A 14,817-nucleotide genomic window follows, 5' to 3' on the forward strand; every position below is an offset into this window, starting at 1 on the left:
TTCAAGTAAAATCCAATCTAGTCGATATATATAATTACAAAAACACGATTAACTTTAGTCTTCGCAAAGCCTGTGAGAAGGGGAAAACTCAATGAAATTTAGCCATAAGGTGGTTGCTGCATCATCAGCCTTGCTGCTAGTGACAGTATCATTGCTTTCAATACAACAACTTTACACTGTAAGAAGTGCAGTAGAAAACCACGTCAATGCGAGCCTGAAAGAGATGGTCTCGGGCGTGAAAAATACCGTCGTATCGGAGATGAACGCCAAGAAAGCGTTGGCTCAATCGACGACTGAAGTCATCGAGATCAACCCTGAAGATCGCGCTTACGTTAAAGAAATCTTAGAAAAGCCAAAGCTTAAAAACAGCTTCCTAGCGGTTGGTTTTGGTTATGAAGCAAACGGTTTCGTTATTGAAAATGATGATGGTTGGGAAGCAGGTCCAGATTACGACCCACGAATTCGTCCTTGGTACATTGATGCTAAATCCAAAAACAGTTTGGTTGTAACCGCTCCTTATGTGGATGCATCAAGTAAGAAAGTCATCATATCAGTAGGCACTCCAGTTAAAGACAATGGTCGCTTTACTGCAGGTATGTTCTACGACCTAGAATTGACGAACCTTGCTACCTTGGTCAACCAAGTGAACTTGTTTGATGCGGGTTACCTATTCCTGGTAACAGCCGACGGCACCACGATTGCTCACCCGAATGCGAAAAACAACGGTGAAATGCTTTCAAGCTACATGCCTCAAGCGACTATTCGTGAAGGCTCTCAAGAAATTGAAGTCGACGGCAAAATGTTCCTAGTTAACTTCACCCACATCCCTAGTGAAGATTGGTATATCGGTGCCATCCTCGATGAAGAGATCGCGTTCCAAACCGTTGAAGAGTTGAAGAACAGCTCAATGATCTACTCATTGATTGCGGTGATTCTCAGCATCATTGCTCTAACAGTTCTGATTCGTGTGTTAATGCGCCCACTGGATGCACTTAACCAAGCGATTCAAGATGTAGCAAGCGGACAAGGTGACTTAACTAAGCGCCTAGATACCAACACAGACAAAGAGTTCTCTGACCTAGCGAAAGGCTTCAATACCTTTACCGAAAATCTGCAAAATCAGATCATTCAATCGAAAGCTATTGGTGTTGAGATTAAACGCGGTACTGAAATCACAGTGAAAGGCGCGGGCGAATCAGCGAAAGCAATGAATACCCAGCTGCAAGAGCTTGAACAGTTAGCGACTGCAATGAACGAGATGGCGGTTACTGCAACTGAAGTTGCAAACAATGCTCAAGGCGCAGCTGCTGCAGCCCGTGAAGCAGACGAAGCAACGCTAGACGGCACATCTGTCGTAAGTGACACCACTCAAGCGATTGATAACCTTTCAGCTCGTATCGACCAAGCGGTTGCCGAAGTACAAGTACTTGAATCAGCAACAGCCAACATCGAAACGATTCTAAAAGTAATCAACGATATTGCAGACCAAACCAACCTACTGGCATTGAATGCAGCTATTGAAGCGGCGCGTGCTGGTGAGTCAGGCCGTGGTTTCGCAGTCGTTGCCGATGAAGTTCGCACTCTGGCGCAGCGTACTCAAGAGTCGACGACTGAAATCCGCAACATGATTGAACAGCTCCAAGCGGGTGCAAGCTCAGTATCGAACGCGATGAACCAAAGTAAAGACACAGCCACTGACGCCGTTGAACGCGCTCAGCAAGCGAACTCTTCACTTGACCGTATCCGTGACGCGATTCAACACATCTCAGATATGAACATCCAGATTGCTTCAGCGGCAGAAGAGCAGAGCTTGGTAGCGGAAGAGATCAATAACAACACTGTTAAGATCAAAGACCTTTCAACACAAGTATCAACAGCGGCCCAAGAAGCGAATACCGCAATGCAGCAGCAAACTGACAATGTTCGCCAACAAGACGAGCTATTGAATAAGTTTACGGTTTAACCAAGGTTTGGCTCAGTTGCCGTTTGGCTGAGTCGCCATTTGGTTTAGTTACCGAGCAATAGCTTAAAATAAAAAGCCCCGATTACTGATTGCCAGTAAGCGGGGCTTTCTTTTCAATATTGTCTTTCTTGCCGATTGGGCTTAACTCATAACAGATTCGGTCGAGTTGGTCGTCAACATCATGCACTGGTTAGGCTCAACCTTAACGGTTAACTCCTTTCCGACACAGTCGAACACCTCTCCAGACAACAAATCGGTCACTGCGCCAGTCCAATTTAATGAGGCTGTTTTGCTTCGCTTCGACTTGTTGATCACCACAATGCCTTTATCACCACGGACAAACACCAACAAATCATCATTCGCTTCAACCACACGCATCGCTTCGCCATGAACATGGTTATGGAATTGAATCATGCTTTTCATGTAAGGCGCTTGCCAGTCGTTAAGCCAACGAGGCTGACCGCTCTTGTCCAGAATACCGCTGGTGCTCAGTTCACTGTAAACAAGCGGCACACCGCCGTCTCGACCAAGAATGAAAGCATGAGCCAATCGCTCATCCACTTCATCCATTACATGCTCCAAAAACACCTCGTTATTGGGAATATCATGAGTGACCGCAAACGTGATCGCTCGCATATTCGACAGAGCCTGACCAAAACAGTATGGGTTAATCAAAGACTTAAAGCTGCCCTGCTCTTCAAATGCTTTGAAGATGGTGTTGAACAACGGGAAATCGTAAGCGCCTAAGCGAGTGTGTTTAAGATAAGGCTCAAGGAACAGCTCATACTCTTCTTCTGTCGCGCCGCCATCGGTAATGATCTCACCGAAGATGTGCATTTCTTCGCAGATGTCATCAGTCCACACCTTACGTAGGTGTGCCAGTGTCATATGCTTTGCCGCATCAATGCGAAATCCTTTCACACCAATCTCTTTCAGTGCTTTTAGGTAGGCTCTTTGTTGTGCCACCACATTATCGTTATCGAGTAGCGTTGGCAGGCCAGGATCGCTCGCGCCACCGGTAATACGCCCGTTTTGCACTTCCCACGTGTCTTTCCAGTTCTTGATACCAAACGCTTCCACGAAGTCGTTCTCATCAAAAAGAGGCTCAGAAAGGTCACCAAACAAACGTATGGATTCATAATAGTCAGCATCTTTTTGATAAGACGCCATGTCTTGCTGATTGGGATACGTTAAGTCACCGCGGATACCCGATTCGTTGGCCATGTGGTTAAAAACGACATCTACATAAGTACGAAGCCCGTGTTGCTTTAACGTGTTCACCATCGCAGTGAAATCTTGCGTGTCACCAAGCTGGTTGTCGATTACACGGTAATCTTGGGGCTGATAACGTTGCCACCATTGGGTGCCAGAATTTCGGTCGCAACCCTTAGGGCCGCGCAGCGATTTCATCGCCGGTGATACTAAAACAGATTTATAACCCAACTCTTGGATCAGTGGGGCGTTCTTCATTACGTCAGCGTAGCACCAGTCAAAGGCATGCAATATGACATCTGTCGCTGGGTTGCTTAACATAGCTGAACTCTCCATGTTGTTCTCCTACCAAACTCGTTTACAGCTTTCTAGAAAAGGCAAAGGCTAAAAGGCAAAGCTGCATAAATTTCCTTAAGAATGGTATTTATTATATGAGTTACTCATTAAAAACCCTCCTCCTCCTACCAATTACTCACGGTGGATAGTTGAGGGCGTAGCACCAATTATCGCATAACGTCTGGGATGAACACTCAACCGTAGTACTTTAAAACGCGCAAAAAAGTCACAAAAAAGGAGCGTATATACGCTCCTTTTATTCCATCTAACACATATCTTACACTAGGTTCTGTAAAGAACCTTAACTACATGCCAACCGAATTTTGTTTTCACAAGGTGGGGTACAAGCGTCTCGCCAGAGAAACAAACCTTATCAAACTGAGGCACCATTTGACCTTTTTTGAACTCGCCTAGGTCGCCGCCCTTTTTACCAGATGGACAGGTTGAATGTTTCTTCGCTAGCGTTTGAAATTTAGCGCCCTTTTTAAGCTGCGTCATGATGTCTTCTGCTAGTTCTTTATGCTTCACCAAAATATGAAGCGCTGCTGCTGTTCTTGCCATGATAATTCTCAGTTTGTTGCTGCCAGTTTACTTACTACGATTGCTTAGAACATCGCGAATGAACTGACTGTTGTAAATCTGTTTACCGCTAACGGCTTATCGACATAAATTCATCGACAGCCAGCGTTTAGCGTGATTTTAACCCAAGAACCGCTATTCTTCACTCTATAACCGAAAACAACTGCATTAAAGGCCATTAAAAACCGCATCGCGACTTGCTGCGGCTTCCATTTCCCTTTAAATTAATCCTTATAAATTAAGCGCGTATTAAGTAGGAGCCACTTATGGCCAAACCGATCAGTAAAGCGAGTCAGTCACAGGGAATGTTGATGTTCAAATTGTCCCTCACTCAAAGTTTTGCGATTGGCACGCTTAAAGTCAGGGAAATCGTTCCTTTTCAACCGATGACTCAGATCCCCTACTCTCATCACCATGTGATTGGCACCGTGACCATTCGCGATCTTACGGTTCCTGTGATTGATATGTCTGCCGCGATTGGCTTTCGCCCGATCACTCCCGCTGAATACAATGACTGTGTACTCATCGTGACCGACTGCTTAAGAACGGTCGTGGCATTCTTAGTTCGCTCAATCGACAAAATCATTGAATGTGATTGGAAGAGTATTGAATCGCCACCAGCGAGTGTCGGTCGCAATGTATTTGTGACAGGCATTACTCGCTTTGAAGATCGTATCGTGCAAATGCTCGATGTTGAATTACTGCTCTCTAAAATCTACCCAGATTATGAGAATGCGCATATTCCAATGCTGACCGATGTAGAAAGGGAGCGACTCAAAGCGCTGAACATCTTATTGGTGGATGACTCTTTGATTGCGCGTAAGCAGTTATCTGATGCCCTAGACAGCATCAACATCCCTTACAGCATTTGTAACAACGGCTTAGATGCCATCGAACTAATGCGACGCCAAGCCAGCGCTGGCAATGCCATTGATCTTCTGGTGAGTGATATCGAGATGCCAGGATTAGATGGTTATGAGCTTGCATTTGAAGTGCAAAACGACAGCGCTCTAAGTCACGCTTACTGTATTTTGCACACATCACTATCCAGTGAGATCTGTGTGGATCGTGCTAATCAAGTAGGAGCCCACGAAGCGCTTGAGAAGTTCAATGCGGGTGAGTTAATCGAAGCTATGCTACGCGGCGCAAAAGTCTTAAACGACGCCTCTACGGCGGCTTAGGCTCTGTTTAGAAGCTAAACCTAGCATAGTGCTCAATGGTTTAGCTTCTTAATCTCTTCTTTCTTCAAACCTTAATAAGAATAGAGTTAACCGTTAGTCTTTGTTATCTGGCATAGAATAGCTCTTACTCACAAATTCCACTTCCTCGACTTCATTGACATGATTGGTAAAAGAGGCCAATGCATAGAGAGTGTTCGCGACTAGGTTTGCGTATTTAAAAAGAATCGGGTCTGGCGACTTTTTGCTTTCATGATGTTCAATACTCACCAAAGCTCGCACCACTTTCTTAGCCTGACAACGACACAAGTGAAGCTCGCTAGACACTCGATTCCCGCCAGGTAATACAAACCCTTTGAAGCCACCTTCTAGCTGCTCACGGATACGATGATAGTCTTGCTTAAGCTCGACCAGTTCGGATTCAGTAATCGCTAACTTCCCACGCACGGAACCATTCAAATGATAGATGTTCGGCTGTAGGCGTTGCAGGATCTCGCGAACTTGTGGTTCCAATTCCAATGAAAGAACCAATCCAACTCGGCAACAAAGCTCGTCCGACAGAATCTCAAAATCACAGATAGGACTGTCTTCATAAATGAACGGGTAACAGAACTCGTCCCAATCTCGACTTACTGGTTTCACGTAGCGATCCTTACACATAAATATTAGTCAGACGCCAATATACCAAACTCTTTGATTTAGTCTGCTTTTTCTCACATCAACGCTAGTGTGTTTACAACGATTTTTAGACGTAAAAAAACCCTCACATTGGAGGGCTTCTTACATAACCAGTTAAACGAGATTACTCGTTAGATACTTTTTTGTGGCCTTCTTGAAGGTGAACGAAATCCACCAGATCGTCGCCTGACACTTGGTATGCCTGACCGAAGCCTTTAACGAATAGGCCGTTCTCTGCTTTAAGGTTGAATAGAGAGAAGTCTTGAAGTTGGCTCAAACCATCAATGATTTCACCAAAACGCTCTTGCATCTGGCCAATCACTTGAGTCCAAAGCTCTGTTTCACGCTCAATAACACTTGCTTGAGCATCAAACGTTAAACGCTTACGTGCGTAAAGCTGCTTCGAGCTCTCTTCGTCTTCAATCATCATCAAAGAGACCTGAGGGTTTGCTTTCAAGTTACGAGCATGACGAGCAATATCAGAAATTAGAACAAAGTAACCTTCTTGGTTCTGAACGAAAGGTGCGTAACTTACGTTCGGGCGACCTTCTTCATCAACCGTTGCAAGTTGAAGGGTACGGCGCTCTTGGCGAAACTCTTTAATTTCTGGACCTAGGCGACCTTGTAGACGTTCTTGTTTTACTTGCTGTTCCATGGGTAATTCCTTTATTCACTTTCTCTGATTTATTATTTTTGCTCGAGGTTGAGCGATCATTAGCGAACTAAACGATCCTCGAGCATTGATGTTTTATTAACTATTACTGCTGATTCTGTTTAAGCTTGTGCTTTTAACGCTTTGAAGCGTTCTACTTGGTCGGCAATAAGCTCACGCTTTTCGTTGCGGCCTAGGTAGATCTTAAAAATGTTCTCGCCCGTTTCACTGAAGAAACCGAAGTAATGACTTTCACGACCCATGAACGCTTTGCTCACCAAACCGATCTGTTTAACGTTGTCTAACTTTAGGTGACCATGAAGCTCGCCTTCTTTGCCCATCAGGTTGTAGTAACCACGTGCTACTTTACCTTTAGGAAACGGCGCTTTTACTTCAAAGATTGATCCGAATGAATGCACGATTGTGGTCACAGGGCCCCAACCCACTAATCCTTCTAGAATTTCTTGAGCACGGCTGCCATCTAGCATCACTGCCATGTCGTTTGGAAAAGCAGCAACTACTTCAACCTCTGAAACACCGAGCTTCTCAGCAATCGCAGTCGGAAGCAGTTTTGGTTCTTCTTCTAGAATGCGAGCAACACGTTGCTCTAGAGTTTGTGTCATTTCTAATGTTGTATCTGTCATTGAATATGTGTCCGTATAAACGAGTAAGTTATAAACTAAAAATTCGATATTAAGCGTGCTTCAAGCTTGCATGCGGGTGAACGCCCGAACCTGACGCTTTCGGTGCAGGGTGCACCGCTTGATATTCAGCGTTAAGTACTTGAATCACACTCTGAGCGAGGCTTACTGCCCAAAAGCTGCCAGCAATAGTCAGGCTCAAGTAATCCTCTGAAAGCTCAACCAAGCCATTCTTTTCCCAATGTGAGAACAGAGGCTTCAAGTAATCGAACGTGTCTTGTCCCATAAAGGTCGGCAACGTACTTCTTCTAACAACACCAGAATCAAAGCCTGCCTTTAATGTCGAGAAGATCGGCTCTAATAAGCTTTGCTTCGTCATCATGGCAATCGGCAACTGACCTTGTTTTATAGACTCCATGTAGCTGTCTAAAGTTCGATGTTGCATCACACCGTGGCCGCCAATGTTGCCACCAGCGCCACAACCAATTGGAAGCACTTCGGCATAAGTTTTAGCTAAGCTGTTGTAAATGCTGCGTTCGCGGTTATCGCGAGTCCAGTGATTCACACTCAGCTGTTTAACCTTGTGCTTAGCCATGAACTCAACACCCGCCAAGTACATACTCGCCTTATCTGGCGTGTTGGCCGGCGGTGGGATTTTTCCTTTCTCAACGAGATTAAGCATAGGTGCATTGCCCGCAACGATCAGTTGGTAGAGGTCAATACCGTGTGCGCCCGTAGACATGTAGTCTTCTAAATCTTGTTGGAACACTTCCATAGACTGGTGCGGTAGTCCGTATAACAAATCAAGAACGATTGGCGCTTGCTCTATACGACTTAGTGAACTGATACGTTCTAGCACAACCTCTCGGTCATCTAAGCGCTTAGCACTGCGTCGAACTTGAGTGTTGAAACTTTGAATACCAAAGGAGAAACGGTTGAAACCACCTTCAAGCGCACGATCAAACATCTCGTCACCAAATCGATTGATGCGCCCTTCCAATGTCATCTCAACATCGTTTGCTAGTGGGAAATATTGGCGAATCGCTTTACCCAGCTGCTCAACTTGTTGAGGCGACAAATCGGTAGGTGTTCCGCCACCAATATAGACAGCGTGAAATAGTCCAGACTGAGCCCAAGGCGTTTTGGCTTTCTGCTTTAGCTCGACCATCAGTGCATCGAAATACTCATCCACTAATTTACGGCTTGCGGCATTTTGGAAGAAATTGCAGAACGTACAACGCACACGACAGAAAGGAATGTGGATATACAAGCAACGCTTATCCTGTTTTTTCCCTTCACTCAGCATCAGTTCGTCAAAGAGTTCTAACTTCTTACTGGGGTCGACCGGAATTGAACTTCCTCCGGCGTGTGCAGAATGCTTTTTCGCAAACGCAAAACGAAGCGGATCAGGGCTAGAAATGCCCAAGATTGATTCGTCAAATTTATAAATATTAAGACTCATATGATCTCTCTAAACACTTACATAGCAAAGTCTGGAAGACTATTCGCTAAAAACTGAGAGAATCATAAATACACGTAAATGATAATGCAATTGATAATTGATCTTATTTAGATTCTAAGCAATAATCCGATACAGAATTTTGATTTGGTAAAGGATTGATTGTGAACGTTCCTAGATATGTTATTGCAGGCGGTGCATCGTTAGTGATTCATGCAGCGTTGTTGTTTGTCGCTCAAGAATCCAAAGTATTTGCGATGCCTGCAGGTAGCCAATCAAACACGGTATCGATCAACTTCACTCCTAAGAGCGTTCCTTCACAAGCTCAGCAAAAAACAATCACAGAGCCAGTTAAACCTGAGCCAATAAAAGAAACCGTCTCACAAGCCGAACCTAAACCAGTCGAACCAAAAACGGTTGAGCCAAAGCAAGCTAAGCCAACCCCAAAGAAAAAAGCGATCACCAATAAACCTCAACCAAAGAAAGTTGAGAAAAAAGTGATTGAGCAAAAGGTTGTCGAGAAGAAGTCGGTTCAAAAGAAACCAGTAACTGAGAAAAAGGTAGTTAAGAAAGAACGCCCAAAACCAGCCACTCAACCAGAGAAGCTAGCCGACAAGAAAGTCGATAAGAATATGGACGAATCTGCCAACCAGCCTCAGGAAGTAAATCAAGGCGTATCAAACCAAGAGCCAGTTTTGGTCACTAAGCCTTCGTTCTCTGCGCGTCCTACCCCACCGAATTACCCTCGCCAAGCAAGACGTCGTGGCGTTGAAGGTGTCGCGACTTATGAAATCTGGCTAGACGCTGAAGGCAAACAAATTAAACAAGCATTAGTAAATTCATCAGGCGCACTAATGCTCGATAACGCCGCATTAGATGCCATTAAACAATGGAAATTCTCACCTCACACTGTCAATGGTCGAGCGATTGCTCACCGAGTACAAATACCTGTTCGTTTTAGGTTGGATTAATCATGCAACAAATCAGTTACTTACAAGATCAACTTGGCTTAATGACTTGGCCTCTTCTTATCTGTTCAGCATTAACAGCAATGATCATCGCTGAACGTGTCTTCCAAGTCATGCTCAGCATTGGTGTGGGCAAACGTGCCATTCGTCGTGAGCTTAACCAAATTTCACCAACCAACAGTAAAGAGATTGAAGCGCTTGCTCAGTCGATTTCAGGTAAACGCCCGCTACTGTACAAGGGCGTGTCAATGTTGCTTGCTCACCACTCCTTTTCAAAAGGGTTACGTGAAGATGCCGCTGGGATCTGGCTACAAGAAAAACGCCACCAGCTTCATGCCGGTTTAAGACTGCTTGGTTTGATCGGCGTGATCAGCCCACTCATCGGCTTGCTTGGTACGGTACTTGGTCTTATTGAGATGTTTAAAGGCGTTGCCGCGACAACAGGCAGCATCACGCCTAATGACTTGGCAGACGGTCTTGGATTAGCAATGCGAACCACAGCAGCAGGTTTGATGATTGCGCTTCCTGCTATTTCTGGTGCTCAGCTACTAGGGTTATGGGCCGATCGAGTGCTAGCTCAACTAGAACATACTCTGAACTATGTGAATGTGTGGCTAGAAGGCATGTCGATTCAAACCAATCAGTCTGATGATACTCAAGGTAAGCCTGTCAACAAAACCTCTATCGGTGATGTGAGCCAAGCATGATTAAAACGCCCCACTCATCGAACACACAGAGCCTAGCGCCAGACTTAACACCGCTGCTCGACATCATTTTTATTGTGATGGTTTTTCTATTGCTTACGGCATCAGTAAAGCTGGAGTCACTGGAAGTTGAGCTGCCAAGCTCGGATGTCAAAAACGTTTCTGAAGTCCACAAGGATTCGATTAGCGTCAATATTTTAGACCGCGAACCCTACTGGGCGATTAACGGCCAAGAGTACATCGACTGGGAAAACTTTAAGATTGCCCTGTTAGAAGAGACAGGTTCAACGGATAAAAAGCCGATCATCATTGGCGCGGATAAAGCCGCCAACGTTGAAAACTTAGTGAAGCTACTTTCATTCCTTCAAGAGAACGGAATACCAGCGACTCAATTGCTCACTGACGATGGCTAGAACAACACTCAATTTTCACGAGGTTTGGCTTCTGACCGATAAGACTAAACAATCAGAGCTAAGCCTCTCTATCGACTCGAACTCACAATGCGAACGGACTGCTCACTGAGTATCTTCGCGATACAAAAAGAAAATATAAAGAACTTATTATGAACAACTTAAACGTGCTCAATAAATTAAAGACCAAGACACATCTCCTTTCAGTAGCCGCTATGAGCTTAGTATTGACTGCGCCAACTGCGATGGCAAACAACGTTGAACAACCCCGCATCATCAGTGCCGGCAGTGCTGTTACAGAATTAGTTTTGGCGCTTGGCGCAGAAGAACAATTGGTGGGTATTGATGTAACCAGCCGCTTCCCTCAATCTGACAACCTGCCAAAGATTGGCTACCACAGAAACCTGTCTGTTGAAGGCTTACTTGCCCTAGAGCCAACCACACTGATTGGTTCTGATGAAATGGGACCAGACAACACGATTTCTCAATTAAAATCGGCAGGCGTCGATGTCGAGATCGTGAATACTGAAGCAAACGTGGAAGGGCTGTTAAAGCGTATCGACCAAATCGCCAAGATCACCCATACAGAAGACCACTCGCAGCAAGTGAAAGCTGATGTGAATCAAAAGATTGCAGCACTGAAAGCGAACCAAGTACCAAGCAACGAAGCGAAGAAAGTTCTATTCCTGTTGCTGCATGAAGGTCGCCCTGCGAACGTTGCTGGCGGTGAAACATCACCAAACGCAATCATCGAGTTAGCTGGCGGCATCAACCCTGCAGCTCAGAGCCTAACGTCTTACAAAACACTTTCAATGGAATCACTCGTTGAGATGCAACCGGATGTCATTTTAGTAAGCGGCCGTAGTTATCAAAAAATGGGCGGCGCAGATGCCATCCTGAAATCACTACCTATGCTAGCGGCAACGCCTGCAGGTATGAACAAGCAAATCATTACCGTAAATGGCAGTGCTTTGGTTGGCGGGCTTGGCCTAGAAAGCCTCTCTGAAGCTAAGCGCTTAAACGCACTTATCTACCCGCTATAACTCGACTCCCCCTATTTCTGCTATAGCTAATTCACTTCTCTTCACCAACTGACTCACGTTGTTGGTAAAGGGGTTAAAGTTAGCGATAGATATTGAGGCCCTTTATGTTGTTACGATCCGTCCCACTGAAAACGTCGATGTTAGGCCTAGGAGCTACCCTAGCTTTTGTCGCACTGTACTCGATCACTGTTGGACCAATGAACATTAGCTTAGCGGACAGCGCTACGAGCTTAATTCAACCAAACAATGACTTAGCACCTCACATCAACTTGGTGATTCAAGAGATTCGCTTACCTAGAACCATTTTGTGTATGTTGATTGGTGCGATTCTCGCGTTATGTGGTGCTGTTATGCAGGGCTTATTTCGAAACCCACTTGCTGAGCCTGGGATCATCGGTGTGTCTGCTGGTGCGGCGCTTGGTGCAGCACTGGCCATCGTACTTTTCTCTGAGCTATCGCTTCAATACCCTGCTTTCATGAACTTTGCTGCGGTTCCTGTGTTCGCTTTTCTTGGCGGCGCTTTAACCACACTGTTGGTGTATAAGCTAGGCACGGGTAAATTCGGCACCTCTGTCACCATCATGTTGTTGGCGGGTGTGGCGATCAGTGCGCTCTCTGGCGCTGGTATTGGCTTCTTGAATTTCATTGCTGATGACCAAATGCTACGCGATCTTTCATTGTGGTCGATGGGGTCATTGGCAGGCGCTAAGTGGTCGGGCATTTTGCTGGCTGCTGTCACGCTCGTTGGATTGTTTGTTGTTTTCTACCGCCAAGCGATGTCTCTAAATGCTCTATTACTGGGCGAGTCAGAAGCGCAACACCTTGGCATCCCAGTACAAAAGCTTAAACGAAAGCTGATTCTACTGACGGCTGCAGGCGTTGGTATCACGGTTAGCCTGTCTGGCATGATTGGTTTTATTGGTTTGGTGATCCCACATTTAGGTCGCATGTTAGCAGGCCCTGACCACCGAGTTCTGTTGCCACTATCAGCGGTACTAGGCGCACTACTGCTAACCGCCGCAGACATGTTCTCACGTGTGGTACTTGCTCCGGCAGAGCTACCTGTAGGTATTGTCACTGCGATTATCGGCGCTCCATTCTTCTTGTATCTACTATTTCAACAGAAAGGGAGAATCCTTTAATGTTTCCTTCAGCTTTAAAAGCGACCGATATCGAAGTGAAGTTCGGCAGTAAAGTGATATTAGATGGCGTTTCTATTGAGATTGAAGCGGGAAAGGTAACCACACTGCTTGGGCCAAATGGCGCAGGTAAAAGCACGCTGCTTAAAGCTTTGTGCCAAGAGATATCAAGCAACGGCGATATTCAATACTTTGGACATAGTAAAGACAAGTGGCCTTCTCACAAGTTAGCTAAGCACCTTGCTATGCTTCCTCAACACAGCACCTTGACCTTCCCATTCTTGGCACATGAAGTTGTCGAGCTTGGTGGGATTCCTCTGCAAGAATCCAACAAGAAGCTGACCAGCATTGCTAGCCAAAAAATGGATATTGCAGATGTGACTCACTTGAGTGAAAGGCTTTATCCTTCTCTATCAGGCGGTGAAAAGCAGCGAGTGCACTTGGCTCGAGTGTTAACTCAGCTTCATTATTCTGGCGATCAATGTATCTTGATGCTTGATGAACCAACATCTGCACTGGATCTTGCCCACCAGCACAACACTTTAAAAATTGCGAGAGAGTTAGCCGACAACCACAATGCCGCGGTTATCGTAGTTTTGCATGACCTCAACTTAGCCGCGCAGTATTCCGACCGATTGGTAGTATTAAAAGATGGCAATTTGGTGTGTGATGGCAAGCCTTGGGATGCGCTGAAACCTTCGATGATAGAAGATGTGTATGGCTACAAAAGTATCGTAGAAAAACACCCAACCATGAGCTTCCCTCAGGTTCACCCCGCACAATAAGTCCGATTAAGTAGCGACTCGTTTTGAGTATTCGTTCTTGATAACAATGACGTAATCCTAAGCCTCGATTTGTTCGGGGCTTTTTATTGGCTCATAGCTACTCTCTCGGTTTAAACTCCATTTTATTAGCAACCATAGCAATGAACTCCAAAACGTCCCACTCCGAGCGTTTGAGGCTCTAGAAATCAACAATATCAGTTAGTGTTGCTTAGTTTTTAGCAACTAAGGTTGAATATAAGAGGCAAACGTAAGCATTTAAAAAGAAAAGAAATAACTTCATTTGGAACTAAATAAAGTTAGCGGCAGCGGAGTGAGAACGAGAGAAAAAGAGCGAGATAAATGAAATTGAAGGCACAAAAAAAGCCCCCTCAGGAGCTTCTTTCATTGTGTATTGATTATTGGCTCATTCGAATCAATGATTTACCAATCAACCACTCTAGTTCTTTACCGCTAGTATCGCCAAACTGAGTTTCAGTCAGCTTGTATAGACGATCAATACCGTTTGCAGCGAACTCATGCGCGCTCTCAGCAGTAACAATATGATGGAAAAGTAAACGTAAGATTGCTAGGAACTCAGCGTCTTCAAGTGCTGCAACCCAGCTAGCTGAAAATGCGTCAAGGCCATTTTCGAAGTCAATGTGTTCCATGAACATCTTGAAAATACGACCGTCTAGAGCAGCAGTAAAATCCGTTTTCTTTGGAAAGTGATGACTTATACCTGTACGAGAAACACCCGTTTGTTGACTCAACGTCGTGTATGACATCTTGTCGTAACCCAATCTTAGTAGCTGGTCTACAACGGCATCCATGATTTTCTGGATCGTGATTTCTGTATCTTCTTTACTACGCTTTGGCATATTCAGGCTCTTCTCTTTGTAAATCCATCTAACTCAATCAAATGAAGTCAGAATGAAAATCGTTATCAGCATTATGTGAGCAAGGTATTTTTTCGCAAGTATTTATAACTAAATTCACACAAATACTATGTACGAACAATTTTACAGTGATGCCTCTTTGGACACTTTGTCTAATTGTTCTTCGAAAATCACCTTACAATCCTAAGTCGATAA

Annotated in this window: 15 protein-coding genes; 8 read left to right on the top strand and 7 right to left on the bottom strand. The window is 45.0% G+C overall.

The genetic code is table 11. The features are described 5' to 3' along the window. Positions 1-91 precede the first annotated feature (91 nt). Complete coding sequence (locus A142_RS00115; protein ID WP_019826815.1) at positions 92-1,963, top strand: methyl-accepting chemotaxis protein; 1,872 nt, start codon at positions 92-94, stop codon at positions 1,961-1,963. 141 nt (positions 1,964-2,104) lie between these two features. On the opposite strand, the gene A142_RS00120 is transcribed toward A142_RS00115, so the two are convergent. Both A142_RS00120 and ppiC read right to left on the bottom strand, forming a co-directional pair. Then, positions 2,105-3,511, bottom strand: a complete 1,407-nt coding sequence (locus tag A142_RS00120) for an alpha-amylase family glycosyl hydrolase (RefSeq protein ID WP_019826817.1) — start codon at positions 3,509-3,511, stop codon at positions 2,105-2,107. A gap of 282 nt (positions 3,512-3,793) precedes the next feature. Beyond that, complete coding sequence (gene ppiC, locus A142_RS00125) at positions 3,794-4,075, bottom strand: peptidylprolyl isomerase PpiC (protein ID WP_258185064.1); 282 nt, start codon at positions 4,073-4,075, stop codon at positions 3,794-3,796. Positions 4,076-4,356: 281 nt separating this feature from the next. Between ppiC and A142_RS00130 the strand changes: the two genes are divergently transcribed. Then, entirely contained in the window at positions 4,357-5,271 is a 915-nt protein-coding gene (locus A142_RS00130; protein WP_019826820.1) for a chemotaxis protein, read from the top strand. 93 nt (positions 5,272-5,364) lie between these two features. Here A142_RS00130 and A142_RS00135 read toward each other — a convergent pair whose 3' ends face one another. From A142_RS00135 to hutW, 4 genes are all read right to left on the bottom strand, one after another. Next, positions 5,365-5,910, bottom strand: coding sequence for an ATP:cob(I)alamin adenosyltransferase (locus A142_RS00135; RefSeq protein WP_019826822.1), 546 nt, complete (start codon positions 5,908-5,910; stop codon positions 5,365-5,367). 160 nt (positions 5,911-6,070) lie between these two features. Beyond that, on the bottom strand, positions 6,071-6,601 hold the full coding sequence (hutZ, locus tag A142_RS00140) for a heme utilization protein HutZ (RefSeq protein ID WP_019826823.1): 531 nt from the start codon (positions 6,599-6,601) through the stop codon (positions 6,071-6,073). A 119-nt stretch (positions 6,602-6,720) separates the two neighbouring features. After that, the gene (hutX, locus tag A142_RS00145) at positions 6,721-7,242 is read right to left on the bottom strand and encodes a heme utilization cystosolic carrier protein HutX (protein WP_019826825.1); all 522 of its coding nucleotides are present in this window, start codon (positions 7,240-7,242) and stop codon (positions 6,721-6,723) included. Between the two features lie 49 nt (positions 7,243-7,291). Further along, positions 7,292-8,701 carry a heme anaerobic degradation radical SAM methyltransferase ChuW/HutW gene (gene hutW, locus A142_RS00150; RefSeq protein WP_019826827.1) on the bottom strand — a complete coding sequence of 470 codons (1,410 nt, stop codon included), beginning with the start codon at positions 8,699-8,701 and terminating at the stop codon, positions 7,292-7,294. Positions 8,702-8,862: 161 nt separating this feature from the next. Between hutW and A142_RS00155 the strand changes: the two genes are divergently transcribed. From A142_RS00155 to A142_RS00180, 6 genes are all read left to right on the top strand, one after another. Further along, on the top strand, positions 8,863-9,669 hold the full coding sequence (locus A142_RS00155; RefSeq protein ID WP_019826829.1) for an energy transducer TonB: 807 nt from the start codon (positions 8,863-8,865) through the stop codon (positions 9,667-9,669). Between the two features lie 2 nt (positions 9,670-9,671). Beyond that, on the top strand, positions 9,672-10,373 hold the full coding sequence (locus A142_RS00160; RefSeq protein WP_017062755.1) for a MotA/TolQ/ExbB proton channel family protein: 702 nt from the start codon (positions 9,672-9,674) through the stop codon (positions 10,371-10,373). Continuing rightward, a complete protein-coding gene (locus tag A142_RS00165) occupies positions 10,370-10,783 on the top strand; it encodes an ExbD/TolR family protein (RefSeq protein ID WP_019826831.1) in 414 nt (137 codons plus the stop codon). The genes A142_RS00160 and A142_RS00165 overlap by 4 nt, the downstream gene beginning before the upstream one ends. Positions 10,784-10,932: 149 nt before the next feature. Continuing rightward, a complete protein-coding gene (locus tag A142_RS00170) occupies positions 10,933-11,823 on the top strand; it encodes a heme/hemin ABC transporter substrate-binding protein (RefSeq protein ID WP_019826833.1) in 891 nt (296 codons plus the stop codon). 104 nt (positions 11,824-11,927) lie between these two features. Continuing rightward, a complete protein-coding gene (locus A142_RS00175) occupies positions 11,928-12,965 on the top strand; it encodes a FecCD family ABC transporter permease (RefSeq protein ID WP_029405747.1) in 1,038 nt (345 codons plus the stop codon). Continuing rightward, positions 12,965-13,747, top strand: coding sequence for a heme ABC transporter ATP-binding protein (locus A142_RS00180; protein WP_019826837.1), 783 nt, complete (start codon positions 12,965-12,967; stop codon positions 13,745-13,747). Before A142_RS00175 ends, A142_RS00180 begins: the two co-directional genes overlap by 1 nt. Positions 13,748-14,142: 395 nt before the next feature. Here A142_RS00180 and A142_RS00185 read toward each other — a convergent pair whose 3' ends face one another. Beyond that, entirely contained in the window at positions 14,143-14,604 is a 462-nt protein-coding gene (locus tag A142_RS00185) for a TetR/AcrR family transcriptional regulator (protein WP_004731875.1), read from the bottom strand. Positions 14,605-14,817 lie beyond the last annotated feature (213 nt).

Origin of the sequence: Vibrio splendidus 12E03 (assembly GCF_000272105.2) — a bacterium.
Lineage (GTDB): Bacteria > Pseudomonadota > Gammaproteobacteria > Enterobacterales > Vibrionaceae > Vibrio > Vibrio splendidus_I.

What these genes read in the sequence shown, in the direction of transcription:
- A142_RS00175 (WP_029405747.1), top strand. Translation starts at nt 11,928, where the DNA reads ATGTTGTTACGATCCGTCCCACTGAAAACGTCGATGTTAGGCCTAGGA.
- A142_RS00115 (WP_019826815.1), top strand. Translation starts at nt 92, where the DNA reads ATGAAATTTAGCCATAAGGTGGTTGCTGCATCATCAGCCTTGCTGCTA.
- A142_RS00170 (WP_019826833.1), top strand. Translation starts at nt 10,933, where the DNA reads ATGAACAACTTAAACGTGCTCAATAAATTAAAGACCAAGACACATCTC.
- hutW (WP_019826827.1), bottom strand. Translation starts at nt 8,701, where the DNA reads ATGAGTCTTAATATTTATAAATTTGACGAATCAATCTTGGGCATTTCT.
- hutX (WP_019826825.1), bottom strand. Translation starts at nt 7,242, where the DNA reads ATGACAGATACAACATTAGAAATGACACAAACTCTAGAGCAACGTGTT.
- A142_RS00185 (WP_004731875.1), bottom strand. Translation starts at nt 14,604, where the DNA reads ATGCCAAAGCGTAGTAAAGAAGATACAGAAATCACGATCCAGAAAATC.
- hutZ (WP_019826823.1), bottom strand. Translation starts at nt 6,601, where the DNA reads ATGGAACAGCAAGTAAAACAAGAACGTCTACAAGGTCGCCTAGGTCCA.
- A142_RS00180 (WP_019826837.1), top strand. Translation starts at nt 12,965, where the DNA reads ATGTTTCCTTCAGCTTTAAAAGCGACCGATATCGAAGTGAAGTTCGGC.
- A142_RS00130 (WP_019826820.1), top strand. Translation starts at nt 4,357, where the DNA reads ATGGCCAAACCGATCAGTAAAGCGAGTCAGTCACAGGGAATGTTGATG.
- A142_RS00120 (WP_019826817.1), bottom strand. Translation starts at nt 3,511, where the DNA reads ATGGAGAGTTCAGCTATGTTAAGCAACCCAGCGACAGATGTCATATTG.
- A142_RS00165 (WP_019826831.1), top strand. Translation starts at nt 10,370, where the DNA reads ATGATTAAAACGCCCCACTCATCGAACACACAGAGCCTAGCGCCAGAC.
- A142_RS00160 (WP_017062755.1), top strand. Translation starts at nt 9,672, where the DNA reads ATGCAACAAATCAGTTACTTACAAGATCAACTTGGCTTAATGACTTGG.